General features: G+C 73.3%; 16 protein-coding genes. 3 read left to right on the top strand and 13 right to left on the bottom strand.

Going from position 1 to position 19,442, the window contains the following annotated elements:
• The 4 genes from I847_RS0113185 to I847_RS0113170 all read right to left on the bottom strand — a co-directional run.
• Window positions 1–416, bottom strand: a 416-nt coding sequence (locus I847_RS0113185; RefSeq protein ID WP_028050077.1) for a hypothetical protein, incomplete at its 3' end; no start/stop codon positions are given.
• The gene (locus I847_RS0113180; protein WP_028050076.1) at window positions 413–1,411 is read right to left on the bottom strand and encodes a hypothetical protein; all 999 of its coding nucleotides are present in this window, start codon (window positions 1,409–1,411) and stop codon (window positions 413–415) included. The genes I847_RS0113180 and I847_RS0113185, both read right to left, overlap by 4 nt.
• A complete protein-coding gene (locus tag I847_RS0113175; protein WP_028050075.1) occupies window positions 1,408–1,677 on the bottom strand; it encodes a hypothetical protein in 270 nt (89 codons plus the stop codon). Before I847_RS0113175 ends, I847_RS0113180 begins: the two co-directional genes overlap by 4 nt.
• Window positions 1,678–1,717: 40 nt before the next feature.
• Window positions 1,718–1,978, bottom strand: a complete 261-nt coding sequence (locus tag I847_RS0113170) for a WXG100 family type VII secretion target (protein WP_034610205.1) — start codon at window positions 1,976–1,978, stop codon at window positions 1,718–1,720.
• A gap of 222 nt (window positions 1,979–2,200) precedes the next feature.
• On the opposite strand from I847_RS0113170, the gene I847_RS0113165 reads away from it, so the two are divergent.
• On the top strand, window positions 2,201–6,640 hold the full coding sequence (locus I847_RS0113165; protein ID WP_155856144.1) for an FtsK/SpoIIIE domain-containing protein: 4,440 nt from the start codon (window positions 2,201–2,203) through the stop codon (window positions 6,638–6,640).
• Here the strand turns inward: I847_RS0113165 and I847_RS0113160 are convergent.
• The 3 genes from I847_RS0113160 to I847_RS0113150 are packed head-to-tail and all read right to left on the bottom strand — an operon-like array spanning window position 6,630 to window position 9,279.
• Entirely contained in the window at window positions 6,630–7,757 is a 1,128-nt protein-coding gene (locus tag I847_RS0113160) for a BTAD domain-containing putative transcriptional regulator (protein WP_028050072.1), read from the bottom strand. The two genes, I847_RS0113165 and I847_RS0113160, sit on opposite strands and share 11 nt — an antisense overlap.
• On the bottom strand, window positions 7,754–8,605 hold the full coding sequence (locus I847_RS0113155) for a PP2C family serine/threonine-protein phosphatase (protein WP_028050071.1): 852 nt from the start codon (window positions 8,603–8,605) through the stop codon (window positions 7,754–7,756). Before I847_RS0113155 ends, I847_RS0113160 begins: the two co-directional genes overlap by 4 nt.
• Window positions 8,602–9,279, bottom strand: coding sequence for a VWA domain-containing protein (locus I847_RS0113150; protein ID WP_028050070.1), 678 nt, complete (start codon window positions 9,277–9,279; stop codon window positions 8,602–8,604). Before I847_RS0113150 ends, I847_RS0113155 begins: the two co-directional genes overlap by 4 nt.
• A gap of 64 nt (window positions 9,280–9,343) precedes the next feature.
• On the opposite strand from I847_RS0113150, the gene I847_RS0113145 reads away from it, so the two are divergent.
• On the top strand, window positions 9,344–10,627 hold the full coding sequence (locus tag I847_RS0113145) for a serine/threonine-protein kinase (protein ID WP_051274878.1): 1,284 nt from the start codon (window positions 9,344–9,346) through the stop codon (window positions 10,625–10,627).
• A gap of 5 nt (window positions 10,628–10,632) precedes the next feature.
• On the opposite strand, the gene I847_RS25735 is transcribed toward I847_RS0113145, so the two are convergent.
• From I847_RS25735 to I847_RS0113120, 4 genes are all read right to left on the bottom strand, one after another.
• The gene (locus tag I847_RS25735; RefSeq protein WP_051274877.1) at window positions 10,633–11,622 is read right to left on the bottom strand and encodes a hypothetical protein; all 990 of its coding nucleotides are present in this window, start codon (window positions 11,620–11,622) and stop codon (window positions 10,633–10,635) included.
• A 1-nt stretch (window position 11,623) separates the two neighbouring features.
• The gene (locus tag I847_RS0113130; RefSeq protein ID WP_034610159.1) at window positions 11,624–12,946 is read right to left on the bottom strand and encodes a hypothetical protein; all 1,323 of its coding nucleotides are present in this window, start codon (window positions 12,944–12,946) and stop codon (window positions 11,624–11,626) included.
• Between the two features lie 191 nt (window positions 12,947–13,137).
• Complete coding sequence (locus I847_RS25730; RefSeq protein ID WP_028050066.1) at window positions 13,138–14,388, bottom strand: PASTA domain-containing protein; 1,251 nt, start codon at window positions 14,386–14,388, stop codon at window positions 13,138–13,140.
• Window positions 14,389–14,531: 143 nt separating this feature from the next.
• On the bottom strand, window positions 14,532–16,670 hold the full coding sequence (locus I847_RS0113120) for a glycoside hydrolase family 3 N-terminal domain-containing protein (RefSeq protein ID WP_051274876.1): 2,139 nt from the start codon (window positions 16,668–16,670) through the stop codon (window positions 14,532–14,534).
• Window positions 16,671–16,777: 107 nt separating this feature from the next.
• On the opposite strand from I847_RS0113120, the gene I847_RS0113115 reads away from it, so the two are divergent.
• Window positions 16,778–18,304 (top strand): glycosyltransferase 87 family protein, encoded by a 1,527-nt coding sequence (locus I847_RS0113115; protein WP_028050064.1) that lies wholly within the window; start codon window positions 16,778–16,780, stop codon window positions 18,302–18,304.
• Here the strand turns inward: I847_RS0113115 and I847_RS0113110 are convergent, their stop codons facing one another.
• Together I847_RS0113110 and I847_RS0113105 are read right to left on the bottom strand one after the other, a co-directional pair.
• Window positions 18,305–18,760 carry a hypothetical protein gene (locus I847_RS0113110; RefSeq protein ID WP_028050063.1) on the bottom strand — a complete coding sequence of 152 codons (456 nt, stop codon included), beginning with the start codon at window positions 18,758–18,760 and terminating at the stop codon, window positions 18,305–18,307.
• 125 nt (window positions 18,761–18,885) lie between these two features.
• On the bottom strand, window positions 18,886–19,437 hold the full coding sequence (locus I847_RS0113105; RefSeq protein WP_028050062.1) for a hypothetical protein: 552 nt from the start codon (window positions 19,435–19,437) through the stop codon (window positions 18,886–18,888).
• Window positions 19,438–19,442 lie beyond the last annotated feature (5 nt).

Here is a 19,442-nt window from a genome sequence, read left to right as displayed (position 1 = left end):
ACCGAACCACCCCCGATGATCGCGTCCGAGACCGCCGAACCCCCCTCCAACGACCACCCCTGACCCGACCCACCGACCACCGAACCACCCCCGATCACGGCGGAGCCGCCCACCGCGAGCTGCGCCCCGGGCCCCTGCAGACAGCAGGCGACCTGAGCGGTCTGCTCGCCCTCGAGGAGCGCTGTCGCGCGCCGCAGCGTGTCGGTCACCTCGGTGAGCACGGCCTCCGCGACCCGGCGGACGCTCGAGGCGATCGCCGTCGCCTCGGCCGCGACGGGGCCCGCGGCGGTGCCCAGCCCGTACTGCTGACCGGCGGAGTACAGGCGGTCGCGCACCCCGACCACCTCGGGCATGGCGTCGTACGCCAGCTGCGAGACAGCGACGACCTCGTCGACGTCGATCGTGATCCAGCTCATGACACCCTCCGGTCGGTTCGTGCGTCGGACGTGAGCTCGGCGAGGGCGCCGTCGAGCGTCGCGGCGGAGACGGAAGACTGTCGAAGCTCCGTCCCCTCGGTCCACAACCGGTGGGTGGCACCGAGTGCCGAGACCGTCCAGGTGACCTCGTCGGCCTCGAGAACACCTCGGGCGGCCCGGGCGACGCGGACCGAGACGAGCGCCGTGACCGATCCGTCGGCCAGGTCGGCACGCACCTTCTCGACGGTCGTCGTTCTCGTCACGTCGTCGGACGCCTGCGACGAACCGCGCGGCAGAGCGCCGAGAAGCCCTCCGGCCACGTCGGACCCGATCGAGGCGACCCGAACCGCACCCGGGCCGGCGTGCGCGAGCTCGACCCAGTCCCCGTCGACCCCGGCGAGCAGCGCGGCCCGCGCACCATCGGCGTCGTCGATCGTGAGGAACACCGCGTGGTCGGCGCTCGACAGCGCCCGCAGACGAGCGGCGAGCGCCCCGGTGACCGCGACGCCCCGGACATCCAGCGAGGCGAGCGCCGCCGAGACGGCCCGTTGCTGCACCGAGCTCGACTCGTCTGCCCACCACGGGGCAGCGACGCCCGCCGGCAACGGGAGCCCGAGCGCGGCGCAGGCCGCCCCGAGCTCGTCGACGGTCAGGACGACCGAGGCGGGCGCCGCCGCAAGCAGAGCCGCCATCGGCGACGAGTCCTGCGCGGTGCCGACCGCGACGAAGATCCCGTCCGGCTGCGCCCAGTAGTAGGCCGTGCCGGCCCCGTCACCCGAGAGCTCACGACAGAGACCGGCGTGGTCGCCGACCGTCGCGACCGACACGTCCGCCACGGTGTGGGCACCGGCCAGGAGAGCCCGGGCGTGCGCGTCGGCGGCCTCGCGGACGCCGTCCGCGCTCGGCGGTCCGACCCGTACGACCGTCACCTCGCCCGTGCCCACGGTGTCCAGCGCCGTGGTCGACCGGAACGTGACCCACCCGCTCCGGCTCACAGGACACCGGCCTCGACGAGGGCGGCACGTTGCTCGCACCACGCGGCGAGCGCCTGCATACGGCTCTGGGCCTCGAACGCCTGCTGCCGCGCGTCGGCGATCCGCTGCCGGAACGCGACCGCCGCCGGTCCGGCATAGACCATCAGGTCGACCCGGCCCGCGACCCGAGCGACGCGGTCGGCGAGCACGTCGGCGTCGCGTCTCAGCGATCCCGCCAGAGCTCGCAGCGCTGTGGGATCACCACCGACCGCCTGTTCGACACCCATGGCCCGCTCCCGCCCGCTCGTCCCTGCTCTCCCGGCCGGATCAGCTGCCGGCCTGGGCGAGAGCGTCGCGCCGACGTGCGACCTCCGTCGACGCATCCTCGAGGGCCTCGCGCAGGCGACGCAGGGCGGTCTCGAACTCCGCGTTCCACGCCGCACGGAAGCGGTCCGCCGCCGGACCCTCCCATCGAGTGCCCTGCAGCTGCGAGCGGATCGAGGTCGTGACCTCGTCCACGGACTGCCCGTTGCGGGCCAAGGTCTGCTGGAGGGTCAGCAGCTGCTCGAGATCGCCGGCGATCGCCATCGTCACCACATCCGTTCGTTCATTCGGAGCGGGACGATCCCGCCGCACGAGTGCCATCCCATGGCATATGGCTGAAGTCGCCCTGAAGGCGTCCTGAACCCGTCACGGATGTCCCGTTGTTCCGTATCATCCTGATTTGTCGCGTTCGTCACAACGGCCGCGCTCCGGAGCGCCCCGATCGAGGGACGCCGTGCCGAAGGGCGGGATCGACGGGTGCTCGAGGTGAGAGTCGTCTCAGGCGTGGACACCGGGACCCACCTCACGGTCGACGGCGACCTGAGCGTCGGGCGTGCGGGGGTCGACATCCGCCTGCACGACCCGCGCGTCTCCCGGCGCCACGCCTCGTTGGCACCGCACGGCGACGGCCTCGTCGTGTGGCACCTCAGCCCGACGGCACCGACCAGCGTCGACGGTGTGCCGGTGGACCGTCGGGCGTTGGCCGCACCGGGTTCCGTGATCACCCTGGGCTCCACCGTGTTGTTGGTGCTCCGGCCGGTGGCCAGCGCGGGAGGAACGGGCGCCGCTCGACTCGCCCTGACCTCACCGACGGGCGACACCCGAGTGCTCGACCTCGTGGACGAGGTCGTGCTCGGCCGCGCCGCGCCCGCCGACGTCCCGGTGCCCGACCCGCGCGTGTCGGCTCGGCACGCAGTGGTGCGCCCGTCCTCCGGCGGCGCGATGATCGAGGACCTCGGATCGCGCAACGGCACCCAGGTCAACGGACGGACCATCACGGGGGCGCACCGGCTGGTGAGCGGGGACGAGGTGTCCCTCGGGCGTTCCGCCTGGCGGGTCGAGGTCCGCGTCGCGGACGCGTCGGCGTCCAGCATCGACATCCGCGCGCGGCGCGAGGGGGGCACCGTCGAGCGCGCCGTACGCCTCGAGCTCGGAGAGGACGCGACGGTCGGCGAGGTGGCCGCCGCACTGGACGCCTACCTGGACGACGAGCCGCGTTCCACGACGACCCGCGGCCGGCCGGGCCTCTACCGACCGCAGGACGGTATGCACCCTGGGTCCGACCTGCGCTGGGCCGAGGCGGGCGCGCGCCGCGGCGACCTGTTCGTCGTCGCGGACCTTCCCGAACCGCGGGCCGGTTCGCTGCACGGTCCGCCGCCGGTCCCCAACCCGGCGGTGAGTCCCGGGCCCCGCCGCCAGCGTCCGCCCGAGGTGGTGGAGATCAAGGGCCCGCGGGTGCCGGAGTCGCCGTCGATGCGGGGACGGGGTGTGTCGTGGCAGATCGGGACCGGAGCTCTCGCCGCGCTCGGGGGGATCACGATCGCCTTCGTCACGCACATCCCGATGCTGGCGCTGGTCGGGGCCGCGGTCGGCCTCGGCACCGTGCTGCTCGGCGTGCTCGGAGACCGGTCGAGGCGACGCTACGCGGCCGCCGAGTTCACCGAGCGGCTCGCCACGCTCGAGACGCGGCTGGCGTCGGTCGCCGCCGAGCAGAAGGAGTCGTTCCGCGACCAGAGTCCTGACCTCACGACGCTCGACGAGTGGGTCAGGACGCGGTCGCCACGGCTCTGGGAACGGCGCGCGAACGACCCGGACCATCTGCGGCTCACGCTCGGCCGCGGCGGTCGGCGGGTGCTCGTGCACGTCGACCGGACCGACTCGGGCGAGTCGGCCGAGCTCAGCGCCCGGCTCGACACCCTCGTCGCGACGCACTCGACGGTTTCTGCCGTGCCCGTCGTGGGGCCCGGGGGTGGCGTGCTCGGGATCTGGGGCCGGCGTGGGGAGGTGCAGGACCTCGTCGCCCACCTGGTGCTCGAGGCCGCTGTCCTGCACGCCCCGTCAGCGTTGGGTCTGCAGGCGGTCGGCTGGGGCGAGGACTACGGGTGGATGCGGTGGCTGCCGCACGTCGTCGCAGCTCCGGAGCAGGCACTGCCTCGGACCGTCGAGGAGTGCCGCGCGTCGTTGTCGCGGCTCGAGAGCGACCTGCGCGCCGGGTCGTGGTCGACCCGTCGGCTCGTGATCCTGTCCCGGTCCGCGGTACCCGAGGCCAGCGACGTGCTCCGGCTCTGGACCGCGGACCGAGGACTGCTCGTCGTGCTGGCCGACGAAGAACGCGACCTGCCCGCCGAGGTGGACGTACGCCTGCGGGTGGCCGACCGCCGCGCCGACCCGTCCGGCCTCCCCGACGCCGTCGGGCACCTCGCACCCGTCGCGGCCGACCCGGCACGGGCCGCCGGCCTGGCGCTCGCCCTGGGCCGGTTCTCCGACCCGCGCGCCCGGACCGGTGGTCGGACCGCGTCCACCGGGCTGCTCGACCTCGCAGGGCTCCCGGCCCTGTCGCGCGACGACGTGCTGCGGAGCTGGAAGGACCACGCGCGCCAGGTGCCGACCGGCGTCCTCGGCGTCGACCAACGCTCGACACCCGTCGAGATCGATCTGCGAGCCGACGGACCGCATGCGGTGGTCGCAGGCACGACCGGCTCCGGCAAGAGCGAGCTGCTCGCCTCCCTGCTGGCCTCGCTCGTCGCCGGCTATCCCCCGGACCGGCTCACCCTGTTCCTCATCGACTACAAGGGCGGTGCGACGTTCAACCGGATCGCCTCGCTGCCCCATGTGGTCGGGCTCGTCACCGACCTGGAGGCCGACTCCCGGCTCGCCCGGCGCGCATTCGTCGCGCTCGAGGCCGAGATCACGCGGCGCAAGCGGCTGCTCGCCGCGGCGGGATGCGCCGACATCTCGGCGTACGAAGAGCTGCCCGACCGCGATCCCCTGGCGCTGCTCGTCGTCGTGATCGACGAGTTCGCGCTGCTCGTCCAGCAGCAACCCGAGGTACGAGCACGGCTCGACAACGTCGCCACGCAGGGCCGCAGCCTCGGGGTCCACCTGGTCCTCGCGACGCAGAGCCCTGCAGGCGTGGTGACGCCCGCCCTGCGCGCGAACACCAACCTCTGGCTGTGCCTTCGCGTGGTCAACGAGATGGAGTCGCTGGAGATCATCGGGAGCCGCGACGGCGCGCGGATCCCCGTCGACGCGCCGGGCCGGGGACTTGTGCGTCGTGGGGCGGAGGAGACGGTCGTCGAGTTCCAGACCGCGCGGATCACCCGGCTGGTCCAGCAGGGACGCGTCGCTGCGAGCGTCCGACCGCTCGCCGACGAACGACCTGCACGCGCCCGGTCGGCGGCAACGCCTCGGGGTGCGGTGCGCGAGCTCGACCGTCTCGTCGAGGTGATCCTCGAGGTCGGCGCACCTGCGGCCCAGCCGCTCTGGCTCGCGCCGTTGCCCGAGTCGGTCACGGACGACGACCTACCCGCCGCGACGGAGCCCGGACCGACCCAGGTTCTGCTCGCCCTAGCCGACCAGCCCGCACTCCAGCGCCGCACCACCTGGACGCCGGACCTGGACGCCGGGCACCTGCTGGTCACGGGCGCACCCCGATCGGGCCGGACGACGACGTTGCTCCGGGTGGCCACGGACCTCGCCGGCCGCGCAGGGCCCGACGCACTGCACGTGTACGCGCTCGATGCGCGTGGCGGGCTGGACCCGCTGCTCGCGCTTCCGCACACGGCGGCCGTCGTCGGCGTCGACGACCGCGAGCGACTCGACCGGCTGCTCGGACGGCTCTCGCGGACGGTCGAGGAGCGACGCACCTACCGACCCGCGAACGCACCACGCATCCTCCTGCTGATCGACGACTACGCCATGTTCAAGGAGGCGACCGAGGACCTCGACGACGGTCGCGGTGCTCAGGTGCTCCAGTCTCTCGTCGGAGCCGGCCGGGGCGTCGGGCTCCACCTGGCGGTCGCCACGACTCAGCCGCACGACCTGCGCGTCGTGACGTCTGCGGCGTTCGGACCACGGTTGATGCTGCGGGCCGCGGACCGCGCCGACTACGCCGCGCTCGACGTGCGTGTGGGCGCCGACGACCTCCCCCCGGCGGTCGCCGGACGGGGACTCGTGGCGGACGGCATCGAGGTGCAGGTGGTCCGCCCGCACCTTCCGGCGGCGTCGCCGACCGGCCAGGTGGCCCTCGGGGGCCCGCGGCCGGTCGAGCGGATGCCTCTCGACCTGTCCCGCGCCGGGCTGACGCTGCGTACCGGTGGTCCGGCCGCCGCGTGGACGTGCGGGGTCGGCGGCCCCGAGCTCGAGCCGCTCACCCTCGACCCGGTGCGGGTGGGTGAGCACGTGCTCGTGCTCGGCGAGTCCAGCACCGGCCGCAGCACGGCTCTGGCGACCATCGCCGCAGGCGCCCCTGCCGAGACCCGGTTCGCTGTCTTCGCACCGCGCACGGGACCGCTCTCGGTGATGCGAGACGACCCGCGTTGCATCGTGTTCGCCACCACGCCCGACGACGTCGACGCACTTCTGGATGCGTGCGAGAGCGCGCCCGCGGGGCTGGTGGTTCTCGTGGACGACGCCGAGTCCTGGCCCGCACGCACCTCCGACCGCACGGAACGGGCGCTGCGCGCCGCCCGCGACACGGGGCTGCGTGCGTTCGTGGCGGCGCGGACCACCGACTGGGCGCGCAGCTTCGACGGCTGGACGCGCTACCTGGGCAGCCTGCGGACCGCGATCGTGCTCGGCCCCGGCGCCCAGGCCGGTCACGTGCTCGAGGTGCGCCTGCCCGCCGCCCGCGGAACCGTCCCACCGGGCCGCGGGCACCTCGTCTCGCGGGGGGCCAGCCTCGAGCTGCAGGTGCTCAGGGACTGACGGCGTGATACCGCAGGACGGCGTTGCCGACCTCGATGCGGTCGCCGTCGGCGAGCACCTGGCGATCCACCAGCACCCCGTTCACATAGCTGCCGTTCGTGGAGCCCAGGTCCTCGAGGGCGTGCCCACCGGCAGACGCGACGATGGCCGCGTGCCGGCGGCTGACGTCCGAGTCCCGGACCCTGATGTGGCACCCGTCCTGGCGCCCGATCAGCGACCGCACCCGCACGAGCGGGACGACCGTGCCGTCCGGCATCACGACCTGCGCCGACCCGACCTGCAGGTCGTCGTGGGCGACCGTCTGCGCGGATGTCGTCGATATGGACGACGCCACACCGCGGGCGGGACCCGCTACCCCGCCCACGAGCGACTCACCCTGCCGAAGGATCCGCACCTCGAGGTCGCGCAGCTCAGGACCCGGATCGATCCCCAGGTCCTCCGCGAGACGCTCCTTGACGGTCCTGACCGCCGCGAGCGCGCCGACCTGGTCGCCCCGCCGGTAGAGGGCGAGCGCGAGCTGCCCCCACAGCCGCTCACGCACCGGGTTGTCGGCCGCGACCTGCTCGAGCTCGTGCACGAGTCCGTCCAGACGACCGAGCGAGAGCGCGTGCTGCGCGAGCTCCTCGACGAGCTCTACGCGCTCCGTCTGCCAGGCCGTGGCCGCGACGCGCGCGAACGGTAGGTCCAGGAGGTCGGCGAACGGCTCGCCGCGCCACTCCCCCAACGCCGTCCGACAGGCGACGAGTGCGCCGTCGACGTCACCCGCGCGGGCTGCGGCCGTCGCAGCGCGACGCCCGTCACGGACTCGCGCGATGTCGAGCGACCGTGCCGGGACGTCGAGACGGTAGCCCGGCGCGACCGTGGCCAACGCCCCGTCGAGCCCGGCGGCGGCGAGCGACTTGCGCAACCCGGCGACGTACACCTGCAGGGCGTTCACCGCTCGCGCCGGCGGCGCGTCCGGCCACAGGTCGTCGACGAGGGCCGACGTCGCGACCACCCTGCCGGTCGACAGCGCGAGCCGCGCGAGGACGGCGCGAGGCAGCCTGCCCGCCAGGTGGACCGGCCCGTCCGGCCCGACGAGCGCGACCGGCCCGAGCAAGGTGATCCCGGCGCTCACGGGGTCGTCCGGCGCCGCAGGAACCGTCGGCGCTCGACCCGCAGGACGCGGGCCAGCACCACGACCGTCGTGTCGTCACCGCCGACCGACGCCGACTCGGCGATCCAGCCGGGCAGGTCAGTCGCGACGGCCGAGGCGCCGTCGGCCCGGATCCGTCGCGCGATGTCCGGGAGCACCTGGTCGCTCCAGTCGTCGTCGGCGAACGAGTTGGAGTAGCCGTCGGTGGCCAGCAGGACGAGCGAGACGTCCCGGTCGGCCAGCACCGCGCAGCGGGTGTCCGCGGCCGCCGTTCCCGTGCACAGGCTCGTCGTCACCCCACCGACGAGACGACCGTCGCCCGGCACCGGGGTGGACACGGCGGTCCCGTCGAGGACGACGATGTCCCCGTCCCCGAGCTGGAGCAGCGTCGCACCGTGGGCGCACACGACCGCCAGGAGGCAGGTGGCCCCGTAGGCGACCAGCGGAGACCCGGACAGGTCGACGCCGTCGATCGACTCCCCGGGCTCGAACGGGTTCTCGTCGAGATCGCGCAGGACGCGGGTGCGCCACTCGTCGACGATCGCCGCGGCGAGCGCCCGCAGGTCCAGCTCACGGTGGGAGTGCCGTCGCGCGAAGACCTGGACAGCCAGCCGCGACGCGACCTCGACCGCGATCCGTGACCCTGCGGCACTGCGGACGTACCGTTTCCCGCCGTGCCCGTCCGCGACCGCGACCGCCACACCACCGTCGGGGAGCGGGAGCGCGGCGAACGCGTCCTGGTTGGGCCGCCCGTCCCGCTCGTGCGCCGCGCCGCGGACGCTCGCGCCGACGACCTCCCATCGGGGCGTGCGCAGCAGGACGTCGGTCACCAGACGACCTCGGAGGTGGACTCGGCCACGACCCGCGGCCCACCGCGCACGGGGATCTCGGTCTCGTCGCCCGGCGCCTCGGACGCCACGCGCGACACGTGCATGGACGCCCAGCGGATCGCGGCAACGAGCTGCTCGGGGTTGCTCGCCATCGCCGGTTCACCACCGCCCATGAAGCGCATGAGCATCTCGTGGTCGCAGTCCCGACCGATCCCGACCGCCATCCGGACGGACCGTGCACCCCAGGGTTCGTCGAGCAGCGCACCGAGGGAACGCTCGTACTCGTCGGTCGGCATCCCGTCGGAGATCAGCACGATCGCCGGAGGGAGCGCGCGCGACTGCATCGGGGGCACCGTCAGTGCGCTGCGGAGCAGGTCGATGGCCGCGCCGAGGTCGGTGTAGCCGCCGCTGGTCACGTCGGGCCAGGCGAGCTCGTCGACGGGGGTCGGCTCCGCGACGTGCCAGCGCGCACCGGACGAGAACGCGATCGCGCGCACGAGCATCTCGGCGTGCGGGTTGGCACCGGCGACGTCGACGAGGTGCGGGAGCGCCTCCCGGACCGCGTTGTTCAGCGCCTGCATCTTGCCGTCGGCGGCCATCGATCCCGAGCAGTCCACCAGCAGGACGAAGTGCAGCGGGCGGCGCGCCAGCGCGGCCCCCGGTCGGTCAGCCATGGGGGCACGCACCCTTCGTAGTTCGTCCTTGTGACCGCATCGGGCCCACCCTGACAATGGCACCGTGCTCACCCTTGGCCAGACCGTGCGCCTGCCGCGCCAGAGCACCGTGTGGACCGTCGGACGCGTTCTCGGCGAGGGCGGCCAGGGGGTCGTCTACGAGCTGGTCGGCGCCGACGACCCCATCCAGCGGCTCGCGCTCAAGTGGTACACGCCCGGCTCGGCCGGCACGCCGTCGCGGGCCTCCGTGCGGCGCCTCGTCGAGCGCGGCAGCCCCGGTCCGGCCTTCCTGTGGCCGTCTGCCATCGTCGAGGGCCCGGACACGTTCGGGTACGTCATGCCGATCCGCCCGGAGAAGTTCGTGCGGCTCTCCGACGTGCTGAGCAACCGGGCGCCCGCCACGCTGTCCGCGGTGGTCGCGGCCTGCCTCGCCCTGGCGCACAACTTCCTGCAGCTGCACTCGCAGGGGCTCTGCTACCGCGACATCAGCTTCGGGAACGTCTTCATCGACCCGCGGGACGGCCGGATTCTGATCTGCGACAACGACAACGTCGGGGTCGACGGCGCCGAGCCCGGGGTGGTCCTGGGCACCCGTCGGTTCATGGCGCCGGAGATCGTCCGTCGGGAGCTCGGCCCGAGCACCTCGACCGACCTGCACTCCCTCGCCGTGCTGACGTTCTACCTGCTGATGGTGCACCACCCGCTGCTCGGCGCCCGCGAGCTCGCCTTCGAGTGCCTCGACCGCGCGGCCGAGGACGACCTGTTCGGGGTGCACCCGGTCTTCGTGTTCGACCCGGCGGACGACACGAACCGTCCCGACCCGGTGGAGCACGCGTCCGTCCTGGCCAACTGGCCGACGTTCCCGCCGTACGTCCACCAGCTGTTCGTCCAGTCCTTCACCACCGGCCTGAGGGACCCGTCCCGACGCGTGCGCGAGAGCGTCTGGCGCTCGTCGATGGCTCGGCTCCTCGCCGGCATCGTCGTGTGCCCGTGGTGCGGTACCGAGAACGCGACCGACGACGGCGCAGAGGTCCGCTGCTGGAGCTGCCGGGAGTCCGTCGGCGCGACCGTCAGGCTCGTCGTCGGGGACCGGACCCTCGTCCTCAACGACGGCACCCGGCTGCTGCGTCACCACGTCTACCGCGACTACGACCTGGAGATCACGCTGGGCGAGGTCACCCGCCACCCGACCAAGGACCTGTGGGGCCTGCGCAACAGCGGACCGCTGAGCTGGCAGGTCGACGTCCCCGGCCGGTCCACGACGACCGTCACGGCCGGCCAGACCGTCGCCCTGGTCCCGGGGACCCAGATCGGCATCGCCGGGGTGACTGCGCGCATCGTCGGCTGACGACCTCACGTCGCCGGTCCCCGCTGCCCTGCGCCGGACACGGATCCGACCGCCCGGACCGCGGCCACGACGGCCGACCGCACGCCCGCCCTGCACCAGATCCGCCCCACCGGCAGCACCAGCACCGGTCGCGCAGGGTCCGCGCGGACGTCCGACCAGGGGACCAGCACACCCTTCCCGCGCGACGACGGGTGCCAGTGCACGCCGAGGTCGTCGACCACGAGGAGGCCCGGGCGGATCAGGCTGACGACGAGGACCGCGGCCAGGACGACCGGGTACGGCACGAGCGCACCCGTGGCCGCCAGGAGGACGCCGGTGAGGGCGAGCGCTGCTCCGAGGATCACCCAGCGGAACCGCGGGTCGACGCCGCGGTCGGCCCGGTAGGCACCATGCGTCGCGGTGTAGCCCAGCGAGCGCGCACGCCGGGCGTCGTTCGCAGTCGTCGCCGGCCATCCGACGACCGACGCGAGCGGGTCGTCGATCTCCGACACGACGACGGACGACAGTCCCGCGACCTCCGTTCCGGCGCCCTCGTCGAACGGCACCTCCGTCACCACACCCGTCGGCACGGCCGTCGCCGCGTCACCGGTCCGCATGCTGCGGCCCGGCGCCGGGTTCGACTGCGGTTCGGGGGGTGTCGTCGGCACCGGCGTCGACGACGTCCGCTCCGTGACCGGCAGGCCGAGCGCCTGTGCCCAGGTCCCGACGACCTCGAGGCTCGACGCGATCGACCAGCCGCGCAGGTCGGCGAGCCTCTGCGCAGCGTCCTGCACGGAACGGGGGTCGAGCGGCTGTGCCGCGACGAGACCCTGCGGGAGCCGCTCATCCGCGGCGGCCACGAGCAGGTGAACGTCGCTGCGGTGCTCGTGAGCCGCACTTCCAAGCTCGGCGTTGAGGCGAGCCCTGAGACGCCCCGGGCGAGCGGTGACGGCATCCAAGGGTCCGTCCAACGCAGCCCGCAGCGACCGGACCATGTGTTCGGCGTCGTTCGTCATGTCAGTGGCACGTGTACAGCTCGTTGCACTTCATGATGATCGAGATGGTCGCGGTGTTCCCTCTGGCGCCTGTCGCCGGATCGGTGAGCCAGATGGAGACGACCTCCTCGTAGTAACCGTTGTGGTGCGGCGAGAACACCATTGTCGAGCCGCTGAAGCTGACCGAACCGTGACCGGCTGAGAGGCTGGCATGAAGCGTGTAGGGAGCCACCGATCCGCCGTTCACGAGCATCTTGTTGACATCCATCGTGACGTCGTACAGGTATCCGTCCGCATCGACCTTGGCCGTGTCTTCGTAGCTCCGGCTCGAAAGCGTCATCGCCTTCTTCGCGACGCCCACCGGGTCGGGCGCTGGTGGCGGCGCAGGCGCAGCCGGAGCAGGCGCAGCGGGGGCGGCGGGCGCGGCAGGGGCTGCGGGCGCGGGGGCCGCGGGAGCCGCACCCCCCTTGCTCTTGGACCCGGACCCCGCAGCTGCACCGCCCCGTCCGGCCGTGGGCGGCGCAGCGGCCGCCGCCGCCGCATCCGCAGCGGCCTGGGCCGCGGCAGCGTCAGCGGCAGCCTGCGCAGCAGCCGCGGCCGCGGGGTCCGTGGTCGGCGACGGCTCAGGGGCCACGGTCGGGGTCGGGGTCGGGGTCCGGGTCGGTGTGCTGGACGCCGAGTGGCTCGCCGTGGCGGTCGGGCCGGCGTCGACGTCGTCGGCGCCGAAGGAAGCGTTCGCGACGGCGGCGGCGCTCAGCACCAGCGCGAGCGCGAGACCCGCGACGAGGGCCGTACGTCGGCTGTGCGACGGTGCGCTCACGACGGGGACGACCTCGGACTCCTCCGGGACGGCGGAATCGCCGTCGAGGACGTCCTCGGACACGTCGGCGAGCATGGAGGTGGCGATGACGTCGGTCTGGTCGGGGTCCGACGACGACACCTGGCCGGTCGTCTCGGGGACGGAGCGTCGCGGGTCCGAGACCGGGGCAGGGACGCTCGTGTACGCACCCAGCGCGGTAGCCCACTCGCTGACGGCCATGCTCGCCGTCTCGACCGAGAGCCCTCGGCCCTCGAGCCGCGCGAGGAGCTCCTCGTCGGTCACCGTGTCCTCGCCGTACCGGCGTTGCCGTAGGTCCGCGCCGACCCCCTCCTCGGCGGCGATCACGAGAGCGTCGATGACCGACCGCTCGTCGCGGGACGCGGCACCCATCGCGTCCGACAGGAGCGCCCGGACCCGCGCCGGCTGGTCGACGATCCGTGACCCGTGCTCCTCGACGACCCTGCCGAGCGCGAGCATCGACGGAGGCGGGAGCTCGGGCGGGTGGCTGGGAGATGTGTCGCTCATCGTCGGTCACTCCTCTGTGGGGCCACAGGCAGATCGTCCCGAATATCGGGGCGAATGGGAACAATCGGACGTTCGCCGATCTGGTTGAACGTCCGAGTTCACCCAGTGGACCGTTCCGCGTTGAAGCCGGGCTGAAGCATCTCCGAAGCCGTGCGTTGGGCTCGGGGGACGTGGCGCCGGCCGGCGCCGCATCAGCCCGCGCTGGCGACCATGACATTGATCGTGCGGCCCTGCCTGACCAGCGTCCCGGGGGCCTCGACCTGGTCGATCACGGTGCCGGGGGGCTGGTCGGAGGGGACCTCCAAGGTCTTGCCGGCGAGCGCCGTGGCATTCAGGACGTCGAGCGCCTCCTGCCTCCGCATCCCGCGAACGTCGGGCACCTCGACGTTGCCGGTGGACACCCACAGGTCGATCTCGGCGCCCGAGGCGACCGAGACGCCGGCGACGGGATCCGTCTTCGCGACCTGGCCCTGCGGATAGAGCGGAGTGTCGGCGATGCTCCGCACCGGGTTCACCGTGAGGCCCGCATCCGTCAGACTGCTGACCGCTTCCTGCTCGGTCTTGCCCGTCACGTCGGGGACGACGACAGCCGCAGGGCCGGTGGAGATCGTGGCCACGACGATCGTGCCCTCGTCTGCCGGTGTGGCTGCGGCCGGGTCGGTCGAGATGACGGCCCCGTCGGGCACCGAGTCGTCGGCCGCGTCGACGGTGGTACCCCAGACCAGGCCTGTCTCCTGGACCGCCGCCTTCGCGGCCGACACCTCCCGCCCGACGACGTCGGGTACCGCCACCTGGTCACCGGCGGGATCCGGTCGCAGCACCAGCCAGAGACCGCCGCCTACGGCCAGCACCGCGACGACCGCCGCCACCCAGGTCCAGGACCAGCGCCGGCGCTCCTCGCCGGCGGCAACCGTCGTCCGGTCCGTACCGGTCGACTCCGAGCGAGGGCTGACCGGAGACTCGACGTCGGGAGGGGCGGCGTCGGCCTCGACGGACGTCTCGGGCAGGTCCGTCCGCCAGGGGTCGTCCTCGGGGGACAGCCGGCCGGTGCTCTCCGGGGCAGAGCGACGTGGCGCGGACGTCGTGGCCGGGATGCTCGTGGAGGCGCCGAGCGCGATCGCCCAGCCGCTCACGGCCGCCGTGGCGGTCTCGGAGGACAGACCCCGAGACTCCAGCCGGGCGAGCAGCTCGTCGTCGGTCGCGGTGCCCTCGCCGCGGCGTCGGCGGCCCAGGTCCGCGGCGACGCCCTCCTCGGCGGCGATGACGAGCGCGTCGATGGCGGACCGCTCGTCGCGCGCCCCGGCGCCGAGGGCGTCCGAGAGCAGCGCACGGACTCGCAGCGGCTGCTCGGCGATCCGCGAACCGTGCTCCTCGACCACGCGACCGAGCGCGATCTCGGTCCGACCGGGCTGCTCAGGCTCCTGCTGCGATGTCTCGGGCATGGGTCATCCGCTCCTCGGCGCGTCCACGTGCGATCGTCCACGACATTCGGGACTCATGGGAACAATCGGACGTTCACTGATCTGGCTGAACGTCCGACGTTCGCCCTGACGTGAGAGCGCGCGCTGAAGAGCGTCTGAAGGCGCTACGCCCGCGTGAACGACACCGGTTCCCCGCTCGCGGAGTCGGGCGCGATCCAGAGTGCGAACTCCCCCGGGTCCACGCGGAACCGTCCGTCCGGCCCGTAGTAGCCGAGCCGCTCGTCGTCGATGGTGAACCGGACGGTCTGCGACGCACCGGCGGCCAGCTCGACGACGGCCCAGTCGAGCAGCTCCTTGACCGGTCGCGTGACCGCGGCGACCTCGTCGCGCACGTAGACCTGCACCACCTCGGTGCACGCGAGGTCTCCGGTGTTCGTCACGACGACGGAGGCGGTCACCGGCGACGCACCTTGCACCATGACGCCCGAGTACTCGACGGAGCCGTACGTGAGCCCGAACCCGAACGGGTAGAGCGGCGCGGAGAGGCTGTCCTGGTACCGACCCCACTGCCCGTCCCGCGCGAGCGCGATGGGGCGCCCGGTCGAGCGGTGGTTGTACACGAGCGGCTGCTGCCCCGCCGACCGCGGCAGCGTGATCGGCAGGCGTCCGCGCGGGCCGACGGCCCCGAAGAGCACGTCCGCGATCGCGTTCCCGCCCTCCGAACCGGGGTGCCAGGCGTAGAGCACCGCGTCGGCGTGCTCGGCGATCCACGGCAGGGACAGCGCCCGTCCACCGAGCACCACGACGACCAGCCGGACGCCGACCGCCTTGATGGCCTGCAGCGTCTCCAGCTGGCCGACCGGAAGGTCGAGCGTCGTGATCGAGTTGGCCTCGCCGGACCGCACGGGGTGCTCGCCGACGAACGCGACCACCGTCGACACCTCGCGAGCCGCCGCCAGAACCTGGTCGCTGTGCGTCCACGGCACCGACCGCGCACCCGGTCCGGTGAAGCGCGTGAGCCCGTCGGCGATCGAGACGACCTCGTCCGCGCGACCGTCCAAGGTCCACGTCCCGAAGAGCGCATCGGTGGCGTCCAGCAGCGGACCCGTGAGCAGGATCCGCTCGTCGGACGCAGCCGCCAACGGCAGGATGCCGTCGTTCTTCAGCAGCACCAGCGACGCTGCGGCCGCCGAGCGCGCCGCGGCGCGGTGCTCGTCGGAACCCGAGACCTGGGCCTCCAGGTCCTCGTCGGTGTACGGGTGCTCGAAGATCCCGCACCGGAACTTCAGGGTGAGCACCCGTCGCACGGCGTCGTCGAGCAGGTCGACGGATACCGCACCGTCGGACACCAGCTGCTCGAGGTGCGCGAGGTAGGCCCCGGAGACCATGTCCATGTCGACACCTGCCTCGAGCCCCTGACGGGCGGCGTCCGCCAGGTCGGCGGCGACTCGGTGCTGCACGATCTCCCCGACGCCGTCCCAGTCGCTGACGATCGCGCCGTCGAAGGCCCACTCGTCCTTGAGGATCTCGCGCAGGTATCGCCTGTTCGCGTGCACCGGGACGCCGTCGATGTCGTTGAAGCTCGACATGACGGTGGCGACGCCCGCCCGGACGCACTCGTGGAACGGGCGCAGCTGCAGGTTGCGCAGGCTGTTCTCGCCGGCCGTCACCGAGTTGTAGTCCCGGCCGCCCTCGGCCAGCCCGTAGCCGACGTAGTGCTTGGCGCACGCCGCGATCGCGTCCGGGGCCGACAGGTCGTCGGTCTGCAGCCCGCGGACCGTGGCCGCCGCCAGCCGACCGGCCAGCACCGGATCCTCCCCCAGGCTCTCCGCGACACGGCCCCAGCGGTGGTCGCCGGTGATGTCCATCATCGGCGTGAACGTCCAGCCGATGCCGACGGCGCTCGCCTCGACCGCGGCCAGCCGGGCGCCACGCTCCACCAGCCCGGCGTCCCAGGTCGCCGCCTGTCCGAGCGGGATCGGGAAGACGGTGCGGTGCCCGTGGATGACGTCGCGAGCCATGAGCAGCGGGATGCCGAGGCGCGACTCCTCGACGGCGATCCGCTGCACCGCGTTGACCGCCCGGACCGCCACGCCCTCGTCGCGCACGTTGCCGGCGGTGGCGCCGCTCGCCGACAGGGACGTGCCGATCCGACCCGCCCGCAGGGACTCGGCGTCGTCGGCAGCGCTGACGTTGGCAGGCTGGTGCAGCTGCCCCACCTTCTCCGCGAGCGTCATCTGGGCGAGCAGCAGCTCGGTCCGCTCCGCGGGGGTGCGGGTGGCATCCAGCCAGGCCTTGTCCATCGGGGCGTGTCCCTCTCGTCGTCGGCGGCACACACCCTATTAGGACCGGCCCCGCGCGGGACGCACCGGGTGCGACAATCGGTCCGCCCGAACCCTGGAGCCCTGCGTTGGCGGTCGACCTGAGCACGACACCCGCGGCACGACGAGCCGCGCGCCTCGCGCTGCCCCGGTTCGCGCCCCGGACGCTCGGACGGCTGATCACGGCCGGCGCTGCGGTCCTGGCGTTCGTGATGCGGTGGATCGTGTGCGGTGGCGCGCGGGGCGTCCGCGGCTACCACGGGTACGACGACGGCGTGTACTTCGCCTCCGCGGTCGCCCTGGTGCACGGCCGGCTGCCCTACCGCGACTTCCTGTTCCTGCACCCGCCCGGGATCACGCTCGTGCTCGCGCCGTTCGCGGCACTCACGCACGTGACCAGCGACTCGAACGCGCTCGTCGCGGCGCGGGTCGGCTTCATGCTCGTCGGTGCCGCGAGCGCCGCCCTGGTCACGCGTATCGCGTGGCGGTGGGGCGCCGTGCCCGCTGTCGTCGGCGGCCTGCTCTACGCGGTGGCGGCGCCGGCCGTCTACACGGAGCGGCTCACCATGCTCGAGCCCCTAGGCACGGTCACGCTGCTCGGAGGTGTGCTGCTGCTCCTGCGCTCGGCCGACGAGGGTGCGCGCCCCTGGTGGACCTGGGCGGGCGGCGCGGTGCTCGGCCTGGGCGTCGTCGTGAAGATCTGGGACGTCGTGCCCGTGCTCGTCGTGCTGGTCTCGCAGCTCGCCGTCCGTGGGTGGCAGCCGGCGCTTCGCGCGGCGCTCGCGGCAGCCGCGGCGGCGTCGGTCGTGGTCCTGCCGTTCGCGGCGCCGGCCGGATCGACCATGTTCCGCTACGTCGTGCTCGACCAGGTGGGTCGGGCCCGCGACGGCCTGCCGACGATGACCCGACTGCTCGACATGACCGGTCTGAACGTCACGAACGTGACCGACGACCCGTCGCAGCGAAGGGTGCTGCTGGTCGTGGTCGGCGCGGTCGTCGTGACGGCGGCGGTCGTCGCCTGGCGTGCGCGCCGGGGACGGTTGTGGGTGGTGATGCTCGCCGCCCAGGGCAGCGTCGTCCTGCTCGCACCGACCTACCTGCCGAGCTACGCGGCCTTCTGCGCGCCCGCTCTGGTGCTGGTCGTCGCCGCCGGTGTCGCGGCCGTCCCCGACCGCACCCGTGTACCGGTCGCCGTCCTGGTCTGCGTTCCGCTCGCGCTGGTGGTGGGCGCGTTCCGACCGTCCACCCTCGTGGACTTCCCGACGGCCGCGATGGCCGCGCGCCTGCCCGACGGATGCATCCAGGCCGACGCACCGGCCGCCCTCGCGCTCCTCGACGTGCTCTCACGGGATCTCGACGAGGGGTGCGACGTCGCCGTCGACCTGTCGGGCCAGACGTTGGATGCGGGCGGCACGGACCCGAGCGGTGCGTCGGTCGATCGGATCGACAACCGGCCGTGGCAGCTGAACGCTCGGACCTACCTGATGTCCGGGGAGGCGATGGTCCTGGCGCGCGCCGTGGGGAACTCCTTCGACCCCGAGACGCTCGCCGTCCTGCACCGGTGGCCCGCCGCGGTGGACGTCCGGGGCATCCAGCTGAGGCTGCCGCCGGGCTAGCTACCCGGCTGCGGCAGTCCCGAGGACGACCAGGTTCGAGTACGTCACGACGAGCTTCACCGCGCCGACGCTTGCCACCGCGAACCAGATGAACCACGTGTAGGCGGACCGCGGGCGGTTGGCCAGGACCAGGAAGATCAGCACCAGCGGGATGGTCACCAGGACCATGAACACCGGGACCGAGCCGACGAACGCCTGCCCGGCCGCAGAGACCGGGTTGCCCTCGTGGATGCCTTCGACGTGCGGGATCCTCGACGTCGTCAGCGCGTCGCCGACCGCGCCGAGCATCGCGAGAACGGCCACGGCGCGGCACCAGCTGCTGCGGCGCCACGACGCCAGCGTGCCGGCGAACCAGTCCACGGAGTCGGCGAGCTGGTCGGTGATCGGCTCGGACGCCGTTGTCGTCGGCCGGTCCGCGGTGGTGGTCCGGGCCGAGCCGGAGGTCAGCACGCTCATCGCGGTCTCACCTGCGGCCTCGCTGCCGCCCTGCTGTAGTCCAGCTGCACGAAGACGACTATCGACTGGGTGCTAGCACCTGTGAGCCGTCGGGTGGGCGTTCACCCGTCCGCGTCCCACGGCTGTCATCCGGTCGCGAGGCTCACGGCCAGCACCACGACCACGTAGCCGGCGACGACCGCGACCGCCGACGCGGGCGGCCACGACACCCGCCGGACCTCCTCCGCTCCACCCTCGCCCCTCGGCCCAGCGCGCCAGTCCGCCGTGAGCCGTTCCACGACGGCGTCGACGCGTCCCCCACCGGGTTGGACCGCCCAGGCACCGACGAACCGACCGGCGTCGAGGATGACGTTGACGCGGGCGTTCGGGACGATCTGGACGACGGCTGCCCACGGCACCCACGTCTCGTGCAGCACGTTGCGGACGTAGATCCCCGCCGATCGCGACTCGACGACGGGAAGCAGCGACCCGGCCAGGCTGAACCACGCGATGGCGAGCCCGACGACCACGTACACCGGGCCGGCAGAGGTGTCGACGGGGTGGAGCGTCCGGGCGACCCCCACCCCGAGCACCAGCAACCCGAACGCCACCCCGAGCCAGCCGAGCACGATCGTGCTCGTCGACATGCGCTCCCGCCAGAGGAGCTCGCCGGAACGGAACGCTGAGCCTGTGGTCACAGCAC

The sequence above is a fragment of the Cellulomonas sp. URHD0024 genome (genome assembly GCF_000426185.1).
Lineage (GTDB): Bacteria > Actinomycetota > Actinomycetes > Actinomycetales > Cellulomonadaceae > Cellulomonas.
Note: the sequence above shows the minus strand (reverse complement) of the source record. Positions and strands in the feature narration are given on the sequence as shown.